Origin of the sequence: Bradyrhizobium sp. WBAH42, from assembly GCF_024585265.1 — a bacterium.
In the GTDB taxonomy this organism is placed as follows: Bacteria; Pseudomonadota; Alphaproteobacteria; order Rhizobiales; family Xanthobacteraceae; genus Bradyrhizobium.
In genome coordinates this window covers 7,061,345-7,083,968 of the sequence record NZ_CP036533.1, presented here as the reverse complement: position 1 = coordinate 7,083,968, position 22,624 = coordinate 7,061,345, and the positions used below count along the sequence as shown (strand labels likewise).

General features: G+C 59.8%; 16 protein-coding genes and 5 pseudogenes. 14 read left to right on the top strand and 7 right to left on the bottom strand.

Features of this window, described 5'->3' with window-relative positions:
- The first annotated feature begins 1,001 nt into the window (after window positions 1-1,001).
- A complete protein-coding gene (locus tag DCG74_RS39085; protein WP_373569502.1) occupies window positions 1,002-1,655 on the top strand; it encodes a 3'-5' exonuclease in 654 nt (217 codons plus the stop codon).
- A 667-nt stretch (window positions 1,656-2,322) separates the two neighbouring features.
- Window positions 2,323-2,547 (top strand): hypothetical protein, encoded by a 225-nt coding sequence (locus tag DCG74_RS33415; protein WP_172789069.1) that lies wholly within the window; start codon window positions 2,323-2,325, stop codon window positions 2,545-2,547.
- Window positions 2,548-3,379: 832 nt separating this feature from the next.
- Here DCG74_RS33415 and DCG74_RS33410 read toward each other — a convergent pair.
- Window positions 3,380-4,451: pseudogene (locus DCG74_RS33410) on the bottom strand (IS3 family transposase); the annotation flags it as partial.
- 686 nt (window positions 4,452-5,137) lie between these two features.
- Here DCG74_RS33410 and DCG74_RS33405 point away from each other — a divergent pair.
- The 6 genes and pseudogenes from DCG74_RS33405 (at window position 5,138) to DCG74_RS33380 (ending at window position 11,896) form a co-directional block, all read left to right on the top strand.
- Window positions 5,138-6,514, top strand: coding sequence for an aspartate aminotransferase family protein (locus tag DCG74_RS33405; RefSeq protein ID WP_172789068.1), 1,377 nt, complete (start codon window positions 5,138-5,140; stop codon window positions 6,512-6,514).
- Window positions 6,515-7,143: 629 nt separating this feature from the next.
- Window positions 7,144-8,273 (top strand): annotated as a pseudogene (locus DCG74_RS33400) (IS3 family transposase); the annotation flags it as partial.
- Between the two features lie 691 nt (window positions 8,274-8,964).
- Window positions 8,965-9,207 (top strand): annotated as a pseudogene (locus DCG74_RS33395) (IS110 family transposase); the annotation flags it as partial.
- Between the two features lie 483 nt (window positions 9,208-9,690).
- The gene (locus DCG74_RS33390; RefSeq protein ID WP_246709020.1) at window positions 9,691-9,975 is read left to right on the top strand and encodes a hypothetical protein; all 285 of its coding nucleotides are present in this window, start codon (window positions 9,691-9,693) and stop codon (window positions 9,973-9,975) included.
- Window positions 9,906-11,009: a group II intron reverse transcriptase/maturase gene (ltrA, locus tag DCG74_RS33385; RefSeq protein ID WP_246709019.1), complete on the top strand. Its 1,104-nt coding sequence runs from the start codon at window positions 9,906-9,908 to the stop codon at window positions 11,007-11,009. The genes DCG74_RS33390 and ltrA overlap by 70 nt, the downstream gene beginning before the upstream one ends.
- Window positions 11,006-11,896 (top strand): IS110 family transposase, encoded by an 891-nt coding sequence (locus DCG74_RS33380; protein ID WP_257187460.1) that lies wholly within the window; start codon window positions 11,006-11,008, stop codon window positions 11,894-11,896. Before ltrA ends, DCG74_RS33380 begins: the two co-directional genes overlap by 4 nt.
- 258 nt (window positions 11,897-12,154) lie before the next feature.
- On the opposite strand, the pseudogene DCG74_RS33375 reads toward DCG74_RS33380, so the two are convergent.
- From DCG74_RS33375 to DCG74_RS33350, 6 genes and pseudogenes are all read right to left on the bottom strand, one after another.
- Window positions 12,155-12,734, bottom strand: a pseudogene (locus DCG74_RS33375) (DDE-type integrase/transposase/recombinase); the annotation flags it as partial.
- A gap of 898 nt (window positions 12,735-13,632) precedes the next feature.
- Window positions 13,633-15,417 (bottom strand): DUF885 family protein, encoded by a 1,785-nt coding sequence (locus tag DCG74_RS33370; RefSeq protein WP_172789067.1) that lies wholly within the window; start codon window positions 15,415-15,417, stop codon window positions 13,633-13,635.
- A 2-nt stretch (window positions 15,418-15,419) separates the two neighbouring features.
- Window positions 15,420-16,676, bottom strand: a complete 1,257-nt coding sequence (locus DCG74_RS33365; RefSeq protein ID WP_172789066.1) for a pyridoxal-dependent decarboxylase — start codon at window positions 16,674-16,676, stop codon at window positions 15,420-15,422.
- A complete protein-coding gene (locus tag DCG74_RS33360; RefSeq protein WP_172789065.1) occupies window positions 16,673-17,149 on the bottom strand; it encodes a hypothetical protein in 477 nt (158 codons plus the stop codon). Before DCG74_RS33360 ends, DCG74_RS33365 begins: the two co-directional genes overlap by 4 nt.
- 44 nt (window positions 17,150-17,193) lie before the next feature.
- Window positions 17,194-17,607: a hypothetical protein gene (locus DCG74_RS33355; protein WP_172789064.1), complete on the bottom strand. Its 414-nt coding sequence runs from the start codon at window positions 17,605-17,607 to the stop codon at window positions 17,194-17,196.
- Window positions 17,608-17,619: 12 nt separating this feature from the next.
- Window positions 17,620-18,177, bottom strand: coding sequence for a hypothetical protein (locus DCG74_RS33350; protein ID WP_172789063.1), 558 nt, complete (start codon window positions 18,175-18,177; stop codon window positions 17,620-17,622).
- Between the two features lie 343 nt (window positions 18,178-18,520).
- On the opposite strand from DCG74_RS33350, the gene DCG74_RS33345 reads away from it, so the two are divergent.
- The 6 genes and pseudogenes from DCG74_RS33345 (at window position 18,521) to DCG74_RS33320 (ending at window position 22,603) form a co-directional block, all read left to right on the top strand.
- Entirely contained in the window at window positions 18,521-19,009 is a 489-nt protein-coding gene (locus DCG74_RS33345; protein ID WP_246709024.1) for an ABC transporter permease subunit, read from the top strand.
- Window positions 19,006-19,140: pseudogene (gene ssuB / locus DCG74_RS38880) on the top strand (aliphatic sulfonate ABC transporter ATP-binding protein); the annotation flags it as partial. The gene DCG74_RS33345 and the pseudogene ssuB, both read left to right, overlap by 4 nt.
- Before the next feature lie 85 nt (window positions 19,141-19,225).
- A complete protein-coding gene (locus DCG74_RS38875) occupies window positions 19,226-19,729 on the top strand; it encodes an ABC transporter ATP-binding protein (protein WP_274069620.1) in 504 nt (167 codons plus the stop codon).
- 30 nt (window positions 19,730-19,759) lie between these two features.
- Window positions 19,760-20,812, top strand: coding sequence for an ABC transporter substrate-binding protein (locus DCG74_RS33330; protein ID WP_257187458.1), 1,053 nt, complete (start codon window positions 19,760-19,762; stop codon window positions 20,810-20,812).
- Window positions 20,813-20,843: 31 nt separating this feature from the next.
- Window positions 20,844-21,269 carry an OsmC family protein gene (locus DCG74_RS33325; protein WP_172789062.1) on the top strand — a complete coding sequence of 142 codons (426 nt, stop codon included), beginning with the start codon at window positions 20,844-20,846 and terminating at the stop codon, window positions 21,267-21,269.
- 2 nt (window positions 21,270-21,271) lie between these two features.
- Window positions 21,272-22,603 carry an LLM class flavin-dependent oxidoreductase gene (locus DCG74_RS33320; RefSeq protein WP_172789061.1) on the top strand — a complete coding sequence of 444 codons (1,332 nt, stop codon included), beginning with the start codon at window positions 21,272-21,274 and terminating at the stop codon, window positions 22,601-22,603.
- Window positions 22,604-22,624 lie beyond the last annotated feature (21 nt).

Sequence of the window (22,624 nt, the reverse complement as noted above, 5' to 3'; positions counted from 1 at the left end):
TGTAACTGCTGCGGCGAACGAACCGCGCAGCACGAGGGCGCCGACTTCACTGGCCCGGTCAGCGGGCTCGAAAGTCCATCGCTAGACTCATCAACGATGATCAAGCGGATCGACTTTTCCCTCTCAACGCTGAAACAGGGGTTCGATTCCCCTAGGGAGCGCCAGAAATTTCAATGACTTAGATCCGGTTTGCGGAAGTCGTCGAATATCCGTTGAATAAGCAATGGCGAACGTTTGCGAACTTCGACACGCTAACCAGTAGCATATTCCTGCTTTCATCGCTGGTGAGAGTTCACTGCCTTCGACGCGCTGCCTGTGGAACAGGAGGTCGGTGGTTCGAGCCCACCCAACTGTACCACCACTGCTGATCCCCCTGCAGTTCCAGTATGTTGCTGATAGACCAGACGTTTTTGCGCCTTGCAAAATACAAAAGGCGCTACAAATGGCATTGCGTATGGCTGGTCTGGTTAGAGCGAAAGGTGGCGGGTTCATTGCCCGCAAAAGTATCCCCGCTGATGTCCGTGATGAATATGCGCGGCTGTACAAGGTGCGATGGGAGAGCTGGCTCCGGAAATCTGGACAGGGCGATAAGTGGAGTTTCTGCCTGATGGCGGGCAAGATTGACCCGCGAATCAGGAGAGACGATGAGCAGACGAACCCGTCGGCACCACGCACCGGCATTCATGAATGCCGGTGCGTGGTGCCGACGGGTTCGTCTGCTCATCGTCTCTCCTGATTCGCGGGTCAATCTTGCCCGCCATCAGGCAGAAACTCCACTTATCGCCCTGTCCAGATTTCCGGAGCCAGCTCTGGTCTCAGTTTTTTGGAAGCCGCCCACATCAAGGATGTTGTGTCCATACTTCGATGGCATGAAAATCCGAGAGACCAGATCGCCGCGTTTCGGACTCTCATACTCTTAGATGGTGTTGGCAAAGCCACTGCCCTTCGAGTTTTGAACGAATTCGGCGGGATGTCCCCGCACAGGTTATTGAGGCGCGCAGATGTGCCTGGAACGGCCCAAAAGCAGGTCCGAGTTCAGGCGGCTTTTGACAAAACTATCGGAGTCTGAATGGCCTACATCTTTGACTCGCACGCTGAAATGGTACCGCGGCCACCTCAAGCAAAAATGTGAGGACAGACTAGAAAGCAAGCTCACAGACCTTGAACAACTGACAGTTCTCGGACGTCAGTTCGGATCCTGCCGAGAATTCTTGGCTGACTTTGTGTTGGATATCCCTGCGGCTGCTGAGAGACGGTTTTCGGAGGGCAACCCTGACGACGTTTTGACTCTCTCGACAATCCACAGCGCAAAAGGAATGGAATGGAGGTCCGTCACAATTCTCAACATGATGGAAGGCTGTATTCCATCCGTTCGGGCGAAAAGTAGGGCGGCTCTGGAGGAAGAGCGTCGTCTTTTGTATGTCGCCATGACCAGGGCCAGAGATAGGCTCGAACTGATCTACCCGAGACGAAACTTCCAAGTTGGTCCTCGAAACATACCCACGGCTATAGTGTTTTCTCGCCCGTCCCAGTTAATGGGAGCGGTCGGTCAGCCATCATCCAGATCACGGTACTCGAGTTCCTTTCGCCGGTACATCTGGAATGTATCCGAGCTGCTGCTCGAGAGCGGCCAGGGCCTGGCGAGCTCCGTCTAGCGTCGCAGTCGCCTCGTTAAAGAGCTGCCGCGCCTCATTTAATTGAGTGACCGCTCTTGCGCCAGCATTAAAGAGCTTTTTCCTTGTTGATGGAGGTCGATCCTCGAGTACTGCGCGCTCTAGGTCTGGGAGCATGCTCATGAGCGCTCGATGTGTGCGTGCTTGCGCCTTTTCAGAGTTCGCGGCAGCGGCTAGCGCGTTACGATAACGCCGTACCGCCTCGATGGTCCTCTCCTCAAGATGGGAATCGTCGCTCAATGGCTCGTTCTCGCTACTTGCACGGTCGAAGCCGCATCGGGCGTCATGCTGGTTCGATGACAGATCGCTCTCAACCTCCTTTTGGCCGTACAATCTGACGCTACGTGCGCTTCAAGCTTGTTGGGTAATTATTACTTTCGTCGCCCTTCATCAGATTGCGCATTGGCGCTAGTTGCTAACAGCGCAGACCAGCGGGCATCGAACTTCGAACATTGCCCCCTCAGCGCTAGACAACATGAGCGTGCACGAAGTGCCTGATGAGCCTCTTTCGCATTGGGCTCGTAAACACTCATCCCGAAGTTGATCATGCATCCAATCGGACGATCCGCCCAGCCGACCACCTCCCGCACCGATCTTGGTCCGATTCGTTTCGTTAGAGCTCAGCCGCTCTGCTTGGCTGATAACCTCGTTGTCACCAGAAACCCGTGAGAAGGTGTCGAAACATTCGGTATCAGCTGGAGAGCTGGCCGGATTGTTCGCGCTGTTTCCGAAGCTGCGCGAAAAAAGCCGTGCTAAGACCTGGCATAACTATCCGATCGTCTTGATTCAGCAGGCCGGCCTTGACGGCTTCTGGGTTCAGGTGCTTGAAAAAGAAGGGGTTTCGAAAACCACCCGAGAATTCATCCTCCGATGAGGCAGTGCGAGTACGGGCCGCAGAGCCGCTATCATGCGGATTGCGCGGCTCGTCGTGATAGACCCAGTCCGCGACCTGCCGCGCGACAGCACCTGCCCGACCACGAACTGGAATGCTCAAGGAGGAGTCATTGATGGCAATTTACCTGATCGACAGTATCGCAACGAGGTCCCTTCCTTGATTGTCAGTTTAGAACGCTCTCCGCTTAGACGTGTGTGTGGGACGAACGAAGAGTACGTTGCGGCTGCGTGGGCGGCGGGAGAGCCATGCGCTCACGGCGTAAATTGTGCCGATGATAGCGAAAGCGATCGACAGCAAAAAGAAGAATAGCATCGCGTGAACCTCTTAATTGTTGAAGGTTGGTCTGGCTGCATGTGTGGACGCGACCCGCGCAGCGCCGAATTAAGCCAGAGGCCAATCTCTCATACAACGTGACGTAACGTCAGGTTCAAGCGCCGGGCGAGAAAAAGGACGTCATGGCGGTTCGTCTTCGCCTGATCGTGCGGGTTCCTGGGACTCAGCAATGGCGACAACGCTGTCATGGCCGAGCGAGCGGATCAGGCGAGAAGGCAATAGCGAGTCGGATCGGGCCTCGTAACAGTGAAGTGGACCCTATGCTGAGGACCACCGGGTCTGGTTTCTTAAGTGGAGCTTGCTGCCGTTCGTTCTTGCCAATACTTTACGCTACAGTTGCTTGCTGCTGTCCTGGCTGTGGGGATGTGGGCAACGCGCAGCGTTGTCCAAGCTTCTCGCTTGCGAGAAGCGTCATATCCACAGCCTCTTCGCCGAATGCGCCGGTGACACCTGCCCACCAGACCGCCATCCGCGCGCGGTTTTCCAGCGCCTGATGGGGGCGCTGGAAATTGTAAAACTCGATCCATCGGGCGATTCCGGCTTTGGCCTCGTGGCCATCCGAATAACCCTTGAGATAGATGTCCTCGTATTTGAGCGAGCGCCACAGCCGCTCGATGAACACGTTGTCCATCCAGCGGCCGCGACCGTCCATCGAGATCCTGCCGCCGGTGGCGGCCAGCGTGCCGGTGAAGGCGGCGCTGGTGAACTGGCTGCCCTGGTCGGTATTGAAGATCTCAGGCCGGCCGAAGCGCGCCAAGGCCTCTTCGAGCGCAGACACGCAGAACGATGTGTCCATCGTGTTCGACAGGCGCCAAGCCAGCACCGCACGGCTCGCCCAATCGATGATCGCCACCAGATGTAAAAGGCTGGCCGATCGGCACATAGGTGATATCGGCCGCCCCCACTTGATTTGGCCGGTCGATCACCATATGGCGCAAGAGATACGGGAAGATTTTGTGTCCCGGCGCCGGCTTTGTGGTTCTGGGCTTTGGTCCCAGCGCCGCGATGCTCATCTTGCGCATCAACCGCTGCACGCGCTTGCGATTGATGCGACAGCCTTCGCCATTGAGCATCGCCGTCATCCGCCGAACGGCCAGGCCGTGAACAGCTGGTCGATCCGTCGCATCAGCTCAAGGTCGTTGTCATTGGCCGGCCGCGGCGGCCGATACGCTCGATCGCGCAACGCTCAGCAGTTGGCATTGCCGGCGGATCGATAGATTCTCATGATCGCGCTGAAGCAATCCTCGGCGACCCGGCGCGCTCATCTTCCGGACCTCCTGGCTAAGAAATCTCGCTCGACCGTCAATTGTCCGATCTTGGCGTGGAGCTTCTCGACCTCCAGTTCGTGGGCCGCCTCGCCATCACGACCAGTGCCCGGGTCGAACGCCCAAACCGCTTGATCCTGAAGCTGTTTCTTCCAGGCATAAATCTGGTTCACATACACACCTGGTAGCGCTGCGCCAGATCCGTCACGTTGATTGTTCTCGCAGCGCCTCCAAGGCGATCTTTGCCTTCAGCGCCGCATCGATTGTCCGTCTCGTCTTCTTCATGGTCCGCTCCGTTTATCAAAACGGAACGGCATCCGCACCACCTAAGCCGCCGGTGCAAAATCCGGCGTCCACTTCAAGGAAGTCTATGCGTCCAACCGCCGGGACAATCTTCCGCCCTGATCCCGTCGCGGCAGATCCCACGCGCACGATCGTGACACTCATTCACGGCAGCCTCCCAGGCCGCCAGATCACGCTTCCGGACGGCACTAAGATCGATGAGAGTAGTCATCGCCCGATGCCCGCCAGGGCATCGCTCTCGATCGATCAACGCTGGCGGACTGGGTTGTACATTGAGAGCTGCCACTGGTCAGCCATATGGATGTACAGTTGCAAAGTGCGGTCAGTTGCGGCGTCGAGTTTGTGTCAGCAACCAGTCCTGGTAGGTGCGTCGCGCGTCTTCCAAGAGATAGAATCGCTATGTGCCGGGGCTGGCCAGCCGCGGCTACGAGTATCTCAAGTCTTAGAGAAGCAGCGGATGCGAGCTCCCCAAACGATCCAATTTCTCTTTGGGCCTACAGTTGGTCGGACCGTCAGATTTTGTTGCAGTGGCCAGGCAGTCGCGCACAGGATAACTCCGAGCAGGCACGGGACAGGGTGCTCGCTTGTCCATTCTAAATGTCTCACGATGTTAGCGCTCGATCAATATTCCCAGAGAGCTCGTTCTGAACCGATGGTGTGATACGACTATGCTGCCCAATTCTCAGCAGGCCCGAGATGCGGCCTATCAGCTCCACGCCTACACAAACGCGCGGTCGCACCAACAGACCGGACCGCACATAATTGACCGCGGCGAGGGCCCCTATGTCTTCGACACAGCGGGAAAGCGCTACCTCGATGCGATGGCCGGTCTCTGGAGTGCGGGACTTGGCTTTAGCGAGAAGCGGCTCATCGAAGCCGCGCATCGCCAGATGCAAGTCCTCCCTTTCTATCACACCTTCGCATCACGATCGAATGGGCCTTCCATTGAGCTCGCCGAGAAGCTCGTGAAGATGTCTCCAGTGCCGATGAGCAAGGTGTTTTTCACAAACTCCGGTTCGGAGGCGAACGACACGGTACTGAAGCTGATCACTTATCGTTCGAATGCATTGGGCCAGCCTCAGCGCAAGAAGGTCATCAGCCGGCTGCGTAGTTATCACGGCGTAACGATCGCCACGGCCAGCCTAACCGGATTCTCGGACATCCACCGTTCTTTCGATCTACCGCTGCCCAACATTCTGCACACTGGCTCCCCGCATTTTTACAAAGAAGGGCGTGCCGGAGAATCGGAGGAGGCCTTTGCGACGCGCCGAGCCGAGGAGCTCGAGTCACTGATTCGGCACGAAGGTCCCGATACCATCGCAGCATTCTTCGGCGAACCGGTAATGGGCGCGGGCGGCGTCATCGTTCCGCCGCCAAGTTACTGGGACAAGATCCAAAAGGTACTAAAAAAGCATAGCATCCTTTTGGTTGCCGATGAGGTGATTTGCGGCTTTGGCCGGACCGGCAAAATGTTTGGTTGCGAAACCTACGACATCGCGCCCGATGTGATCGTAGTTTCGAAGCAGCTCACGTCCAGCTATTTTCCGCTCTCGGCGATCATAATGAATGATTACATGTTCGAACCAATCGCGGACGAGAGCAATAAGGTTGGAGTGCTCGCTCATGGATTCACAGGCGGCGGTCACCCGGTCGGAGCCGCCGTCGCGCTCGAAACTCTTAAACTCATCGACGAGCGGGGGCTGATTGCGAATGTCGGCCGAATAGGCGCCTATATGCAGGAACGGCTGCGTACGCTCAGTGACCATCCGCTCGTTGGTGAGGTTCGCGGCGTTGGCCTTATTGCGGCAATCGAGCTAGTGCTGGACAAGGAGAAGAAAGTCGCCGCTACTACTCCGGGCGACGTCGGCAGGATCGCGGCCCGGTTGCTGCACGAGCGAGGGATTATCTTGCGGAATGTAGATGATACGTTGGCGATGTGCCCACCTCTAATCGTCGATAAGGACCAAATCGACGAACTTGTCGATGGGATCGCGGGCATGCTCGACGAGCTTAGGGCGACCGTCGTCAATCTAGGGCGAGCCTGACGAGCCTTCACCCGATCCGTTTATGCCGTCTCAAGTCCAATCGCCTGGAGGAGACGTCTTGCAAGCTCTGACAGGATACGTCGGAGTCGGCGCTGCCGGAGCAGTCTGTGCCGGCGGCTTATGGTTCGACACATTTACGGCAGCCGCACTCTCTTGATCTGCATCTGGGATCGCTTGCCCTCGCGACTCCTGCTTAGGCTTGCGAAAAACATCAACTTAGTCATTCGCTTGCCGAGGTCTATCTGACGATCCCGAAGCTACGAAGGCAGGCCGCATACTCCAGCATACGCTCGCGCTGACGCACGTACGCTCGCAGTTCGGCAATCTGCCCGTTCGGGCTGAAAGCTGGCACGCCGCAACCGGAACGAGCCGCTGCTACCATTCCGCGTCGCTCACATCGGTCCTGCGCCCCAGCACGTGCTTGCATCGCACGCGTTGACAAGCAACATGGTAACGCCCGTGCCACCGAAGCATGTCGGCCGCTCCCTTCCGGCCACAGTCTAGAAGTTACTCGTTTCTATCCTACAGGGGGCGCAGCGCCGCGTTGTTCGCCATTAGGTCCTGTGAGACAAATTGAAGGATTTCGCCGAGGGAGGATTTCTGGTTCATCGTAGCCGCCAGGAGCGAGGATGAAGCAGAAATCCGGACGGGGCAAAGCGCCGGCAGACCAAGTGCTAAACGACATTCGGCGCCAGACCCGCCGGCAGTATTCGGCGGAAGAGAAGATCCGCACTGGAGGGTTGCGCGGCGAGGAGAACATCTCCGAGCTTTGCCGCCGAGAAGGTATTGCCGCCTCGATGTATTACGGCTGGTCCAAGGAGTTTCTCGAGGCCGGCAAGCGCCGCCTGGCCGGCGACACGGCGCGAGCTGCGACCTCCGGCGAGGTGAAGGACCTCCGCCAAGAGGCTGCCGCCTTGAAGGAGGCCGTGGCCGATCTGACCCTGGAGAACCGTCTGCTCAAAAAAAGTATGAACGGAGATGGGGAGGACGAGGCATGAGATATCCCGCCTCCGAAAAGGCCGAGATCATCCAGCTGGTCGAGCAATCGCATCTTCCGGCCAAACGCACGCTGGACAAGCTCGGTATTCCGCGCGCCACATTCTATCGCTGGTATGATCGCTACCGCGAGGGCGGCGTTGAAGCGCTGGCCGATCATCGGTCTCGACCAGACCGGGTCTGGAATCGCATCCCCGACGATGTGCGGGGCCATATCATTGACCTGGCGCTGGAGTTACCTGAGCTGTCGCCACGCGAGTTGGCCGTGCGGTTCACCAACGAACGAAAGTACTTTGTATCCGAGGCGTCAGTCTATCGGCTGCTGAAGGCGCATGATCTCATCACCAGCCCGGCCTATGTGGTGATCAAGGCCGCGAACGAATTCAAGGACAAGACGACGGCCGTCAACCAGCTCTGGCAGACCGACTTCACCTACCTCAAGATCACCGGATGGGGGTGGTACTATCTCTCGACCGTGCTTGACGACTTCTCGCGCTACATCGTGGCCTGGAGGCTTGGTCCCACCATGTGCGCTTCCGATGTCACAGCCACCCTCGACCAGGCACTCGCCGCCTCCGGTCTTGACCACATCGCCGTCGCGCACCGGCCAAGGGTGCTCAGCGACAATGGTTCGAGTTACGTGTCGGATGATATGGCCGAGTGGCTCGACCAGAAGGGCATGCAGCACGTGCGCGGCGCTCCGTACCATCCTCAGACTCAGGGAAAGATCGAGCGCTGGCATCAGGCAAGGTCATCGCGAATCTCTCACCGGCGTAGTTGGAATAATGCAAGGCAAGACAGCCACGGTTTGGTGACCAACTTCTGGCCGCTGCTGGACGCGATGCATAGGCAATGACAGCCTGCGCCTAGTGCGAAGGTGGTCGGCTTCACGCGCGGGCACCATAAACCTTGGTATCGTTCCATGCCCCCTTTAGATGCCCGGCGTTTCCCTACGTTCAATTGAGCCGCCGATGACGATTGTCTTATTTTCAGGGTGTGCGGTAGCGCCCCGCTATCGCTGCCCTCCTTGGGCGTTCCTCCCTAGACTTGGGCCGCTTGCGGCAACGTAGGCGGCCCTTCTTTCTTAAGCGCTAAGTTGATGCCGTCAGGCGGCGTGGTTCCACGACGTAAGCGCGTCTGCGCGGCGGCGATCAGGGTGAGACTCCAGCGACAATCAGGATGAGACTGCGCCGATGGGGACGGACCGAAGCGAGGGCGTAGCCCGACCAGAGGACCGTCCCCATCGGCGTCGCGCGTTTTTGGACCCGTCTGGCGGCCGGGTGCGGCTGGTGCAAGCTGTTGATTCGTCTCGACAAGAGGGAATCGATGCCTTGCCTGGCCTCCACATCACCGACCACCAGATGAGATGGGATGGTTGCCGCCCTCCCCAGATGGCATCGTAATGTGCCAAGAACGCAGTGTTTGAACCACGAAGCGAAGAGGACGGCAAATTGATGGATACGGTGATCGGAGTGGATCTGGCCAAGAATGTGTTTCAGCTCCACGGGGCGTCAATGGCGGGACACTTGAAGTTTCGAAAGAAACTGTCGCGGCTTCAGTTTCGGAAGTTCATGGCGGGGCATCCATCGGCAGTGGTGGTGATGGAAGCCTGTGGCAGCGCCCACTATTGGGCACGGGAGATGGTCAAGCTCGGCCATGAAGTGAAACTGATCGCTCCCCAATATGTGAAGCCTTTTGGTGCGCCCCGACGGCGCGTATTACCAGTGGAGGAAGGATCCACCCAGAGAGTTGTCGATTGATCTGGTAGCTGACGAGCGGTTTGGACGAGCAATCGGACGGATCGAAGCCTCGTGACAAAGGTCGCTTTAGGCGGCCGAGCAATCCAGCGGGCCGTAACGTGAGTGAAGCCTGAGCACGCCTCGAAAGTTACGATGTGGGCCGACCCGATCGTATGGCGGGGAAGGCCGTGCGGACAGGGAAGCAATCGACGCACGCACCTGTCTGGTTCACCGGGGTAATGGGCATGGCACGTTGGAAGGGTAGTACGGGTAATCGGGGGAGACCCGTCTGGTCGAAGGTCGCGCCTTCAGCATTGAGTAGTCGATGGACCGGACGGGAGTCGGACAGGGTCAAAGGTACCGATGACACCGGGTAATTCCGGCGGAGGAAAGGACCCTGACTTCAGGTGCGCTTTTGAAGATGGCGAGGGAAAGGGTAGATTGGCGATGAGCCTTGAAACGCCCGATAAGATCAGGAGCCTTCAGAGAAAGCTTTATTGCAAAGCGAAGGCGGAGCCTGCCTTCCGCTTCTACGTGCTGTACGACTGCCGCGAGGACATTCTGAGCCATGCCTACAAGCTGGCCCGCGCCAACGCGGGTGCGCCGGGAGTGGACGGAATAACTTTCGAACAGATCGACGCGTCGGGACTCGAAGCATGGTTGGCTGGCCTGCGCGCGATGAACTCGTCACGAAGACCTATCGGCCCGATCCGGTGCGGCGGGTGATGATCCCGAAGCCCGGCGGCGGCAAACGTCCGCTCGGTATCCCAACAATCCGGGACCGGGTCATCCAAGCTGCTGCAAAGATCGTGCTGGAACCGATCTTCGAGGGGGATTTTGAGGACGGAGCTTATGGATATCGCCCGCGCCGCAACGCGGTCGATGCCGTCAAGGAAGTGCACCGGCTTATGTGCCGGGGCTACACAGATGTTGTTGACGCCGATTTGTCGAAATACTTCGACACGATACCGCACTCGGACCTCCTCAAATCGGTGGCCCGACGCATCGTCGACTGGAATGTGCTGCGGCTGATTAAGTTATGGCTGCGAGTACCGGTCGAGGAGCGGGATAGCAACGGGAAACGGCGCATGAGCGGCGGTAAGAGTAACAAGTGTGGCACGCCACAGGGCGGTGTCATCAGTCCGCTGCTCTCTGTCATCTACATGAACCGGTTCCTGAAGCATTGGCGTCTCAGCGGTCGGCGTGAAGCATTCCATGGCCAGATTATCTCCTATGCCGACGACTTCGTCATTCTCAGCCGCGGCCACGCGGAAGACGCATTGACGTGGACGAAAGCGGTGATGACCAAGCTTGGGCTGACACTCAACGAGATTAAAACCTCCGTGAAGAATGCCCGATTGGAAAGCTTTGACTTCCTTGGGTACACGCTCGGACCCCGTCACTTCCGCAATGGGGGGCGGTGGTATCTTGGCGCGGCTCCGTCGAAGAAAAGCGTGCTGCGGATCAAGAGGAAGGTCAGCGAACTGCTGACGCCGGGCAACAAGGGCGCTTGGCCCGAAGTACAAGCACGACTGAACCGCCTTCTGCGCGGCTGGTCCGCTTACTTCAGCTATGGCTCGCTTGCTACGGCTCATCAGGCCGTTGATCGACACGTCTTTGACCGCGTGCTCGCCTTTCTGCGCAGACGACATAAGACGCCAGGACGTGGCGTCAGACGGTTCTCTGATCAGATCTATGGGAACCCTGGCGTACTTGTGCTGAACCGCGTGCGCAAAGTGTCGCCGACGTGCGCCTTGTGACGAAACCTGTCGGAAAGCCGGATGCGGGAAAACCGCACGTCCGGTTTGATGAGCGGGGAGAGGAAACGGAACGCGCAACAAGCGCATCACCGCGCCTCTCCTCGACTCTACTACGAAGAGGAGCTAAGAATGACGCCGCTGACGCGGCCGCGATCTGCGAAGCGGTCACCCGTCCCAATATGCGGTTCGTTCCAATCAAGAGCGTCGAGAACCAGGGCTTCTTGATGCTTCATCGTGCAAGAGGCTTGCTGGTCTGCCAACGCACCATGACGGCTTGCGCCATTCGGGCTCACTTTGTTGAGTTCGGAATCATTGTCGGGCAAGGCCGGCAACGGGTGGATGGTCTGGTGGGTTTGTTGGATGACAAGGAACTGACGCTACCGGCCCACGCCCGCATCGCACTAGCCGTCCTTGTGAACCAAATGAAGGAATTGGACCGGCAGGTCGAGGCCATCGAGCGCGAGCTGGCTCAGATCCAGCGAGTAAATCCGATGGCGAAGTTGCTGTCCTCGATTCCCGCGATCGGTCCCATAACGGCCACCGCTCTCGCCGCGACCGTGCCGGACGCGACAATGTTCCGCTCCGGGCGGGAGTTCGCGGCCTGGCTTGGCCTGACGCCTAAGCAGCATTCCACCGGCGGGAAGGATCGGCTCGGCCGAATTACGAAACAGGGCGATTCCTATCTCAGGCACTTGCTTGTCATCGGAGCACGTAACGTAGTTCGGTACCCAAAGGCACGCTCCCGGGTTGGAGGCGGCTGGATCGAAGCCCTGCTTGAACGGCGTCGGCCCATGGTCGTCGCCATCGCCGTTGCCAACAAGTTGGCCCGGATCGTCTGGGCGATGATGACGACCGGGGAATTCTATCGGCCTAAGCTCGCGGCCTGACTTTCCGCGTACGTTGGCCACCTTATGGTGTGAGGGCAAATGACAGCATGATGGACATTGGCGGAGCTGGGGATCGAGCAAGCCCGAAGAGCTTTAAGCGCAACAAGCGCGACCCGTTGATGAGGCCTCGATCCGCGATCTCCATCAGGGCCAGCGGCCATGGCATCGGTCGCATTAACAGGCCGTATACATGAACGCACCCGACCGGTATCCAAAGTGCTGTAAAAACCTCTTGCACCCGCGGGGCCGTCTATACATGAAGCTTTCGATGAAGCCATTCTGCATGGGCTTGCCCGGAGCGATATAATGCCAGGCGACGCGGCTCCGATCGGCCCAGGTCAGGATGGCGTTGCTGGTAAGTTCGGTGCCGTTGTCGCTGACCACCATCTTTGGCTTGCCGCGCTCCATGACCAGCCGATCCAACTCCCGCGCCACCCGGGCCCCGGAGAGCGAGGTATCGGCCACCAGCGCCAAGCACTCGCGGGTACAGTCATCGACCACGGTCAAGATGCGGAAGCGGCGGCCATCCGTGAGCTGATCGGAGACGAAGTCCAGTGACCAGCGGTCGTTCGGTGCCATCGGCACCGTCATCGGCGCCCGGGTCCCGATCGCCCGCTTGCGGCCGCCACGGCGGCGCACCACCAACTTCTCTTCCCGGTACAGCCGGAATAGCTTCTTGTGGTTGATCGCAAAGCCCTCCCGCTTGAGCAGAACATGCAGGCCGATAGCCGAAGCGGCGGCGCTCCTGGGCGATCGCCTTCATGCGCTGGCGAACGCCGGCATCATCCGCTCGGGTCGTCCGATATCTCATGGTCATGCGGCAGCAGCCGATGGCTTTAGCGCCCTTCGACTTTTCAAAGAAAGCCAAGAAGCCCTCCTCGATGACTTGCCGATGGAGCACGACATCACGCGCTTCATCCGTCTTCACCGGCCCCGCCTCGGGCGTCACGTGCAGCACCCACAGCTTGCCTTCGCGGCGAAGGTCTTCCTTGCGAATCTGGATCATCTCGCCCACGCGGGCGCCCGTGAAGGCGCACAGCCACGGCACCGACCGCTTGGCCGCCCCCAGCTTCGGGGCTTCCCGGCCGGGCACGAACTCGCGGGCATGCTTCAGGATGGCGATGGCCTCCGAATCATAGAACCCCTTGGACCGGAGCTTGCGCGACTTGCCGACCTTGATGGTGATCCCTTCGGCCGGATTGCTGGGCAGCCGACGATTGACCACCGCCCAGCCAAACACCGTCTTCATCCCCGCAGGTCGCTGTCCTTCACGGTCTTCGGGCTCACCACGACGTAGCGTCGCCCTCGTGCAAGCGTTTCGGAAGGCGAATCTCCAAACAAAGCTCGATAGTTCCCCGAAAATTCACCCACATTCCAGACGCCCTGGGCTGACGCAACTGACTCGACGGTCTGCCCGGATAGCCGCTTGAAAATGTCTGCGGACGAACTGCATCGTTTTGGATCTGGCGTAACGATGCAGACTTACCCGTGCATGGCACAAGCCGCGGAATGCAAGGTACGCACCGAGACGTTCAAATTCTGGGCCAAGGCTTCACTATCTAGCAGCTGGCCACCCGCGGTTGCTGCAATTCCGTCCAATAGATCGCATCTGCATCGAGCGCAAAGTGATCCAAGCCAATTTTTCTCGTCCACGACGGGATCAGAAGTGGTCGATGTCCAGAAGCCATAAGGGCGCATCGGATTAGCTCTCCCCAGTTCGAGAGTTATGTCGCGCGCTAGCTGCGATGAGCCGGACCTGGAGTCTTCGATGAGATCCAGCTCTCTACCAGTTCGCTCAGGATTCCCAGCGGGAGCGCGCCGCTGCCGAGAACGACGTCATGGAATTCGCGGATTTCGAACGCCTGACCCAACTCGGTGCCGGCCTTGCTTCTCAAGGCGAGCAGGCGCTGCATGCCCACTTTGTAGGCCGTAGCCTGGCCAGGCAGGACGATATAGCGCTCCACACCGCCGATGATTTCTGACTCGGGGTTCGGGGTGACTTTGCGCAGGTAGTCGATGGCCTGCTGGCGTGTCCAGCGCTTTGCATGAATGCCAGTATCAACCACAAGGCGCGTAGCGCGCCACAGCTCAAGTACAAGCCGACCGAAGTCGGACATCGGATCGGTATACGCGCCCATGTCCTTGGCGAGCGCCTCCGCATACAGTCCCCACCCTTCCGCGTAGGCAGTGTACGAAGAAAACTTCTGGAACGTGGGAACGCCGGTCAGCTCGCTTGCAATAGCCAATTGCATGTGATGTCCCGGCACACCCTCGTGATAGGCGAGGGCTTCGAGTTGAAAAGTCTTCAGTACCTCCATTCTGGATAGGTTTATATAATAGATGCCGGGCCGGCTGCCATCTGTCGCCGGCGGCTGATAGAAGGCGAGACCCGCCGACTCCTCGCGGTAAGCTTCAACGCGCTTGACCACAAGAGGCGCCTTGGGAAGCTTTCCGAAAGAACGGTCGAGCTTGCGGTACATATCGTTCATGACACGTGTCGCTTCACGGAGATAGGTGCTCCGCCCCTCTTCTGTGTCGGGATAGACGAGTTTGGGATCCTTCTTGACGTGCTCGAAGAAAGCGCCGAGGTCACCGTCAAAGCCAAGCGCGTCCTTTATCTTTTCCATCTCTCCGTGAATTCGGGCGACCTCCTGCAGGCCGTATTCGTGGATCTCCGTCGCCGACAGGTCTGTGGTGGTCATGTGCTTGAGTGCCAGTGCGTAGAACTGATCCCCGTCGGGATGCTTCCAGGCGCCATCGTCCGTACTTGCCAAAGCCTCGAGCCTGACCGATGCCGTGATCAGGTCAACATAGGCAGGCTGGACAACCCTGATCATCGCCCGGATGGCTGCATCGATAAGCCGGGGCTTTTTCGCATATGATATAGGGAGCGCCGCAACCTTTGCGCGGAAATCCGCAAGCCATGTCGAGTCCTGCCCTGAAGGGTGAAAGGGCACGCCGCTCAGGAGATTGCGACAATCGCGGATGACCTTGTCGTAAACGAACCTCGGAGCGAAGATTCCCTTGCGCGCTCGCAGTTCGACGCCATCTATGACTTGCGCGACTAACTTGCGGACGCCCTCGAGGCGAGAGATGTAAGCCTCGGCATCCTCGATCGCGTCGATAGGATGGTTGTTGAGCAGGAAAGCCGGGATGGACGATTGCCAGCCTTCCATTTGGTTCAGCGGGTAGCTGTGGTGCCGGAACTTGCTGGCCTCTAACTTCGTCACGCAGTCGTTCTCGAACAGCCAGTAGCTCAACCGCGCCGCCTGCGGCAATGACTTCGGATCGAAGTCAGCGCGCAGGCGCTCAAGGTCCCGACCTACCTCTGCGATCGCGTCATTCTGCGCGGCTTCATCGATCTCATCCCAGAGATGCTGGCGATCCTTTCGAGCGAGCAAGGCGGCCTCATTCGTCGGGCTGCGCCGGATTTGCCGTTCGAAAGCCTGTTCGAGAAAGGCGCTGAGTGCGTCAGTTTGCGGATCGGCGTCAACGGACTGGGGCAGGGCGGGCTTGCTCATGCTCACGGCTCCTCGCTGAAGCTGCGCAGAGTTGACGTGGGACGGGCGAGGCCTTTGCCAGCCTCAGCGCGTGCCTCAACCAAATAGGTGCACAAGTCATCGACCAGACGCTGCGCATCATCAAGCTCGACCAGCGGGTTCGTGACCACGATGCGCAAGGCCCCGATGTCGACGATGTCCGATTCGGGCTGGTTCGGATCGTTGCGGACTTTAACTGCCGAAAGGTGCCTGTCGATATTCACTAGGAACTTCGAGCGCTGGAGTACCTTCTCTCGCACCGCCCGAACCAGGCCGTTGACATCGCGTCGCGTTTCGCTGTCCTCCGGGAACGGTGCGACCGCCATGGCGTTCAAATCGACGCGATGGAGGACTTGGAATTGTTTACTCGTAGCGAACGCCTTGTTCAGCTCGCTGGCAAACTTCAACAGATGATTGACCATCTGCTTATAGCCATCGACACCGATCGTCTTCAGGGCGAACCACAACGCGGCACTCGGCCCGCCTGGCCGCGAGCCCTCAAGCGTCGGCGCAAGCGGACCGAGGTAAGGCGCTTGATGATAAATCTGCTCGCGAAAGCCTCGATCACGGAAGACAACCGCACCGCATGGATAGTGAAGGAAACCCATCTTGTGCGGATCGATGGTGAATGAGTCGATCGCGTCGAGCTTGTTCATTTTGGTCTTGACGTCGTCGCTAACGAAGGCAAATCCGCCGGTGGCAGCATCGACATGGATGTACACGTCTTCTTCCCGGAGCAGATCGACAGCCTCGGTGTCCACGCGCTCGATCGTTCCTGTGTCCGTCGTGCCGAGCGTAAGGATGCTTGCTATCAGTGGCACGTCGAACTCGAAGCAGGAATAGAGCGTCTTCATGATGTCCGATCCGAGGGGTTGCAGGCCGAACGGATTCTGCTTGCCACTGTAGAAGTCTACGAGCTCGGCAGCGCCGAGCTTGCGATCGGCAGCCACGGCTGTATGCAGGCGGCTGCGCCACGGTTCGTGACGTACTCCTTCCAGAAAGCGCTCCTGCCTGAAGGCTTCCGCCGCCATGGCCTCGTCGTAGCAGACGGGCACGCGAACGAGATCTTCGTGGCCGAGGCCGAGGAACCAGAGTGCCTTCTCAATCGAGTAATGACTTGCCGCCGTTCCGAGCACAACTCCCGGCTTGAGCCCGGCAATTCCTCGCGAACCGACGCGGCTAGGGCGCGGCCGATTCAGCTTGTCGTAGGTGTAGTCTCGCGCAACCAGCAGCGCAATCATGTTAGCAACCGTTCCGCCCGATACGACATTGCCCAAAAACCGCTACTTTCCACCAGACCGAAGAGATTCTTCGCCATCCATGCGACGGCCTCGTGCTCCATCGCAGTCGTCGCCTTGGACACCTCCTCCACGATGTTGTTCGGGTTCTGGATTGACGCCACGAAGCTCGCGAGCGTCGAGGGGACGAACGGGCCTGGGTGAATATTGACGTAGTTGCGCCTATTGAAGCGCAGACCCTCAGCAAGGCGCCTCAACAATTCAGGCAAATGCTCGTAGCTAGGCGGAAGCGGCGACTCGCTGGCGCGCCTCAAGATGGCCGCTTGAAGCGCCGCAATCTCCTCGGCAGTCGGGATCGCACCATCCGGATCCCACCAGCCGGATAGAAAGGGCAGAACATGCTCCTTGAATACTTCGTTAAGTGCGCCAAGGGCCACGTTGGGATCATCGCCAAGGAACGCTGTCGCTTTATCCATGTCTCTCACTCATCTACATGCCTGCGCGCTACCCGACTGAAATGCTAGAGCCTCACCGCGATAAATGTCGCCACGAGCCCCGCGGGTCGGACCTCGCCGTTTTCAATGTAAGATGCTGTCCTGATGACAGAGCCGACAATGGCGGGGCGTTGATCAACGCCGTGTGGCCAGGCAGGGACGAGATATCCCGCATAATCATAGACCCAACCCGGATTGTTCGCGCCGGTACCGGTCGCTTGCATACGCACGGCTGCTGGAAACCCGAAACCGCAGCTGCCTCGGAGCCGGACTTCGTAGCCATCGCCGAAAGTGCCGGTCCCCTCAAGGCCAAGTGGGCAGGCCCGCTCGATCCTCAGCTCGCCCTCGCCAAACAATAGCTTGTTTAGGTCATCCAGCTTTTGCGGCTGATTGTAGAAGCTGCGATACTTCCACGACCCGACGAATGGATTTATCTCCATAGCAATTCTCTTCTAACGGCACTGAGTACGCGCATAGATATGATGAATGACGCCGCTCTTTTGCACCACGCTCACGGCGTGCTCGAGCTTTTGCGTGTAGTGAGGGTCGCCGTGGTGGTGACCGTGATCGTGCGCGTGCTCGTGTCCATCACCGCCGTCGTGATGATCGTGGGCGCAGGCAAATGATGCGAGCGCAGGCCCGGTCGGCAGAACGCCGTGCCAAGTTCCCAACCAGTGCGGCTCCACCCTAGAAGTATGAAAACCGATTCTTATACCATTGGCGATCATCCAATCCGAGATTCGATCATCGACCCAGCCGTGAATGCGCCAGAAGATCGGGTTGACGTGTGCTGCATAGCCGTCTGCGAGGAAGTCGTACATGGGATCGTCCCATTTGGGATCGATCCTGATAACCCCGCCAGTGCTTCCGTCCCCCGATGTGTCGGGACGAATACCGCCACTCGGCTTGGCGGACCAGCGCATGTGCATGGCATCGTGGATGGTGGCTTCGATCATACTGCCGAACCGGCCAAGGCTCACCGAGCGCAGGAAATCGGGATCGCGAAACATGCGCTCCTCTGCCAGATGGCGTTGACCGTCCTAATCATCTGCCTATGCATGAACAAGAAGTCTTCGCCGGCATGGTTGTCGAGCACGACATTGGTTTCCCAATCAAGATGCGACGCGCGGCGGCATCCACCCAAGTTTATCGAGATCGGATCGCGTGGCAGCCGGATAGCGAGCCCAACCGTTTCGTGTTTGATGCCAAAGATAGTGATGCATTCTGTGGGCTCTGCTCGCCATCACGGTGATGACCTCACTAGGCAAGGCTACGTTCTGCGGTACTTTTAACATGTAGCGCTCCCGCTGGTATGCTTAGACACTTGGTAGTTGACAGCCGTCTCAGTTGACGATGCAGCTGCAAGCTGCCAACGCGCCTGCCGCTTCTGCTGGAGTGCCTACATTCTGGCTACGACGGCATAGATGTCGAAAGTCACAGCCTCCGCGCGAGGGGGCGCTATTCCCGGTCTACATCAACACGGTCGGGGGCATTCGCAATGCCGACCCCAAGCTGATCGAGCTTGGAAAATCCTACGGCCTCGGGCGTTCCGAAGTGGTTTTATCCATCATCCTTCCGGCGGCGCTTCAGCCGATCCTGGTCGGTATGCGCTATGCACTTGGTGTGGCCTGGCTCACGCTGGTGGTGGGTGAAACCATCGCCTCACGTGATGGCGTCGGCTACCTGGTGCAGAATGCCCGTGAGTTGCTGCGTATCGACAGCATCGTGCTGGCCATCATTCTCTATGCCATCGCAGGCTGGCTGTCGGATTTCATCACGCGGCTGATCGAACGTCGGCTGCTGCGCTGGCATCCGAACTATGCTGACGGGGTGAAGGCATGAGCGGCGCCAGCGTCAGCCTGCGTTCGGTCAGCAAATCATTCGCCGGGCGCAAGGTCCTTGAGAAAGTCGATCTCGACATCGCGGCGGGCCAGTTCGTTTCGATCATCGGGCCGAGCGGCGCCGGCAAGTCGACGCTCCTTGGTCTTGTGGCGGGGCTGGACGCGCCCTCGCGTGGCCGCATCGAGCTCCGGACGACCAGCGGCGGATGTGCGGCTGATGTTCCAGGAGGACCGTCTGCTGCCGTGGCGGACTGTGCTCGGCAACGTGTTGCTGGGCATCAGGGGCCGAAAGCACGAGGCCGCGTGCATCCTCGAGGCCGTCGGGTTGCAGGGGCGCGAAGGTGAATTTCCGGTCGGGCTGTCCGGCGGACAGCGCCAGCGTGTGGCGCTGGCGAGGGCGCTGATCCACGAGCCGGATCTGCTGCTGCTGGACGAGCCGTTCGGAGCGCTCGACGCCATCACTCGCGCTGCGATGCAGTTGCTCTTGGGGCAGTTACTCATTGCGCGGCACCGGACCGTCGTGCTGGTCACGCATGACGTCGAGGAGGCGTTGCTGCTCTCCGATCGCGTGCTCCTTGTCAAGGACGGCGGCATCGCGCGCGATCTGATCTTCGACCAGTCGCGTCCGCGGCATCGTGGAGCCTCGGTGATGTCGGCTCTGAAAGAGGAGCTGCTCGACGGCCTGCTGACGGCCGAGCGCGATTTGGCCACTGTTGCATAATAAAGCGAAAGGATGACGATATGACTTTTGGTGGTTCGACGCGCCGTCGCAGTGCTGTCGATCGGTGCGGGATTTGCCGCGGCCGCGACCGGTGCGGGTGGAGCACCGCGAGCGAATGCCGCCCACGCCGTGCCGCAGCAACTGACCGTCGCGGTCATCGGCGACGGCCGCACCGGCGTCTGGGCATCGCTGCGGGCGGGCGTGGGCGGCCGCAATCTCGAGCAGGAGCTCGGCACCAAGGTCGTCTGGCAACCCGGCTTCACTGCATCGCTGCCGGTGATGGAGGCGATCAAGGCCGGTTCGGTTGACTTCACCTTCGCGACCGCTACCGCAGTCGTGAACGCTGTTCCGGCGCGCGTTCCGATCGTGCCGCTTGCGGCCTACCCGTTGCCGGTCGATGAGGTCGACTTCCTGGTGCAGGCCAATTCCTCGATCAAGACCGCGGCCGATCTCAAAGGCAAGAAGATCGCCCATCAGAACGGCACGACGGGCACCTACAGCCTGATCAAATACCTGGAGACCGCCGGCCTCAGATTGTCTGATGTGCAGGCCGTCAGCCTGAGCGGGGCGGATGCGTTCACGGCTTTCGCGCAGGGAAGCATCGATGGCTGGATTCACTGGCAGCCGGCCACGGCGCTGGCGCTGACAAAGCTCGGCGGCAAGGCCCGCCTGCTGCCTGATGTGAAGACCTACGATTACGCCTTCTACGTCGCGCGCAGTGACGTCGCGGTGAAGTATCCGCAGCTCTTCGCCAAGTTCGTGAAGATCATCCGTGAGACCCAGGCTTATATCTTCGCGCATCCGGCCGAATCCGTCGCGCTATGGGCCTCGCAAGGCGGCTTTCCGCCGAACGGGACTGAGCAGGCCGTCTACGAGAAGCTTGTCCGCGATGCCAGGCTGTCCGAGTCGACCGCGGTTGCGCTCAAGCCGATCGATGAAGCGGCGGCAGCATCGACCCAGGATCTCGCCGACAATTTCCACGCGCTCGGCGTGCTCCCGAACAAGGTCGACGTCCGGTCGTTCCTGCTTGGCACGCAGTTCGACACGGCGAAGAAGGCCGTCGCGCTGGAGCTCGGTGCCTAAGCGTCGACGCTGATAACACGAGGGAAGCATCATGAACGCTCAGACGGGCGAGACGGTGTCGATCACCTCTGCCACCATCGGCCAGTTCGGCCGCTATTTGCTCACGGCAAGGACGAACCATTTCGTCTCGGACCAGCGCGTGGCCGTCGGGGGCCCCGGCGAGGCGATCAACGCCGGCGAATTGCTGCTGTCCTCGCTCGGCAGCTGCTCGCTCGGGCTGATCCAGAAGACAGCGAAAGAGCAGGGGATTGTACTGCGGGAGGCCGGATCCGAAGTCTCGTTCCGCCGTCACGCGACCGATCCGACGCAATACGAATGGATTCGTATCGCGGTGCGCCTGTCCGGCGTGACGGCGGGCGAGGCCGAGACGCTGGTCGCCGGCTTCACCGCCAACTGCCCGATCTACAATACGTTGAAGCGTGGCGGTCCCGTCGAGATCTCCTGGACTGTGAGCTGATCATGCCTGACAAGAAACTGCACCTCGCCGCCTTTGTCTCCGCAGGTCCCGTCTCCGGCAGCCATGCCGGATGGCGGCATCCGGAAGCGAATGGCGATCTGTTGTCCGCTGCGTACTATCAGAATATCGGCCGGCTGCTGGAGCAGGGGCGCTTCGATCTTCTGTTCATCGCCGACATCCTCGCGATCCCCGACACGCTGGGCAGCAGCCTCGACAGCCAGCTTCGCTATGGCGCGCTGGGCGCGCTGCGGCTCGATCCGCTGGTCGTGCTCTCGATCATCGCGGGCGCGACCAAGCATCTCGGTCTCGGCGCCACCATTTCCACGACCTACGCCCAGCCTTATGTGCTGGCGCGCGCGCTTGCGACGCTCGACCATCTCAGCGGTGGCCGCGCCGCCTGGAACATCGTCACCTCGTTCCAGGAGGCGGAGGCGCGCAATTTCGGCCTGACCGAGCAGCTTTCGCGCGAGGGCCGCTACGAGCGCGCCGACGAATTCCTCGAGGTTGTGACCAAGCTGTGGGATTCGTGGGAAGATAGTGCGCTGGTCCGGGATCGCCAGACGCCGCTGTTCGCCGACCCTGCGCGGGTGCACCGGATCGATCATTCCGGCAAATGGTTCAACGTGCAGGGCCCGCTCAATGTCAGTCGGCCGCCGCAGGGGCGCCCAGTCTTCATCCAGGCCGGCGCCTCGGATCGTGGTCGCGATTTCGCGGCGCGATGGGCTGAGATCATCTTCGTGACGCCGGGCCTGATCGATGTCGCTGTCGAATTCCGCAACGACCTGCGCGCCCGCGCGGCCCGTTTCGGCCGCGACCCCGATACGATCAAGGTGCTGCCCGGCATCGTCCCGGTGATCGGCGACACGGAGAAGCAGGCCAAGGCGCTGCACGACCAGCTCCACGAACTCTCGCATCCCGTGTCGGGCCTCTCGACCTTGTCCTATCATCTCCGCGTCGATCTCTCGCGTTTCCCGCAGGATCAGGTCCTACCCGAGAATCTCGACGTTCCCGGCGTCGAAGGGCATTACCGCGAGGTCTCCGAACTGGCGCGGCGCTCGGGCCTGAGCCTCGCCGAACTAGGACAGCGTTATGGCGCGGGGCGAACCACCAGCGGCTTCGCCGGCACGCCCGGTGCGGTGGCCGATCGCATGCAGGAGTGGTTCGAGGCCGGCGCCTGCGACGGCTTCATGTTGCAGGTCCCATATCTTCCGCGTGGGTTGGAGGTGCTGGTCCACAGTCTCGTGCCGGAGCTGCAACGTCGCCGCTTGTTCCGGACGGAGTACGACGGCTCGACCTTGCGAGATTCGCTCGGCCTGCCCCGCCCGGCGGGCTGAGGGACTGCTTTGCATACTCGA

Excerpts from the sequence above, each read along its gene's own strand:
- DCG74_RS33325 (WP_172789062.1), top strand. The coding sequence starts at position 20,844 with ATGAACGCTCAGACGGGCGAGACGGTGTCGATCACCTCTGCCACCATC.
- DCG74_RS33370 (WP_172789067.1), bottom strand. The coding sequence starts at position 15,417 with ATGAGCAAGCCCGCCCTGCCCCAGTCCGTTGACGCCGATCCGCAAACT.
- DCG74_RS33360 (WP_172789065.1), bottom strand. The coding sequence starts at position 17,149 with ATGGATAAAGCGACAGCGTTCCTTGGCGATGATCCCAACGTGGCCCTT.
- DCG74_RS39085 (WP_373569502.1), top strand. The coding sequence starts at position 1,002 with ATGTGCCTGGAACGGCCCAAAAGCAGGTCCGAGTTCAGGCGGCTTTTG.
- DCG74_RS33365 (WP_172789066.1), bottom strand. The coding sequence starts at position 16,676 with ATGATTGCGCTGCTGGTTGCGCGAGACTACACCTACGACAAGCTGAAT.
- DCG74_RS33350 (WP_172789063.1), bottom strand. The coding sequence starts at position 18,177 with ATGTTTCGCGATCCCGATTTCCTGCGCTCGGTGAGCCTTGGCCGGTTC.
- DCG74_RS38875 (WP_274069620.1), top strand. The coding sequence starts at position 19,226 with ATGTTCCAGGAGGACCGTCTGCTGCCGTGGCGGACTGTGCTCGGCAAC.
- DCG74_RS33345 (WP_246709024.1), top strand. The coding sequence starts at position 18,521 with ATGCAGCTGCAAGCTGCCAACGCGCCTGCCGCTTCTGCTGGAGTGCCT.
- ltrA (WP_246709019.1), top strand. The coding sequence starts at position 9,906 with ATGGTTGGCTGGCCTGCGCGCGATGAACTCGTCACGAAGACCTATCGG.
- DCG74_RS33405 (WP_172789068.1), top strand. The coding sequence starts at position 5,138 with ATGCTGCCCAATTCTCAGCAGGCCCGAGATGCGGCCTATCAGCTCCAC.
- DCG74_RS33355 (WP_172789064.1), bottom strand. The coding sequence starts at position 17,607 with ATGGAGATAAATCCATTCGTCGGGTCGTGGAAGTATCGCAGCTTCTAC.
- DCG74_RS33320 (WP_172789061.1), top strand. The coding sequence starts at position 21,272 with ATGCCTGACAAGAAACTGCACCTCGCCGCCTTTGTCTCCGCAGGTCCC.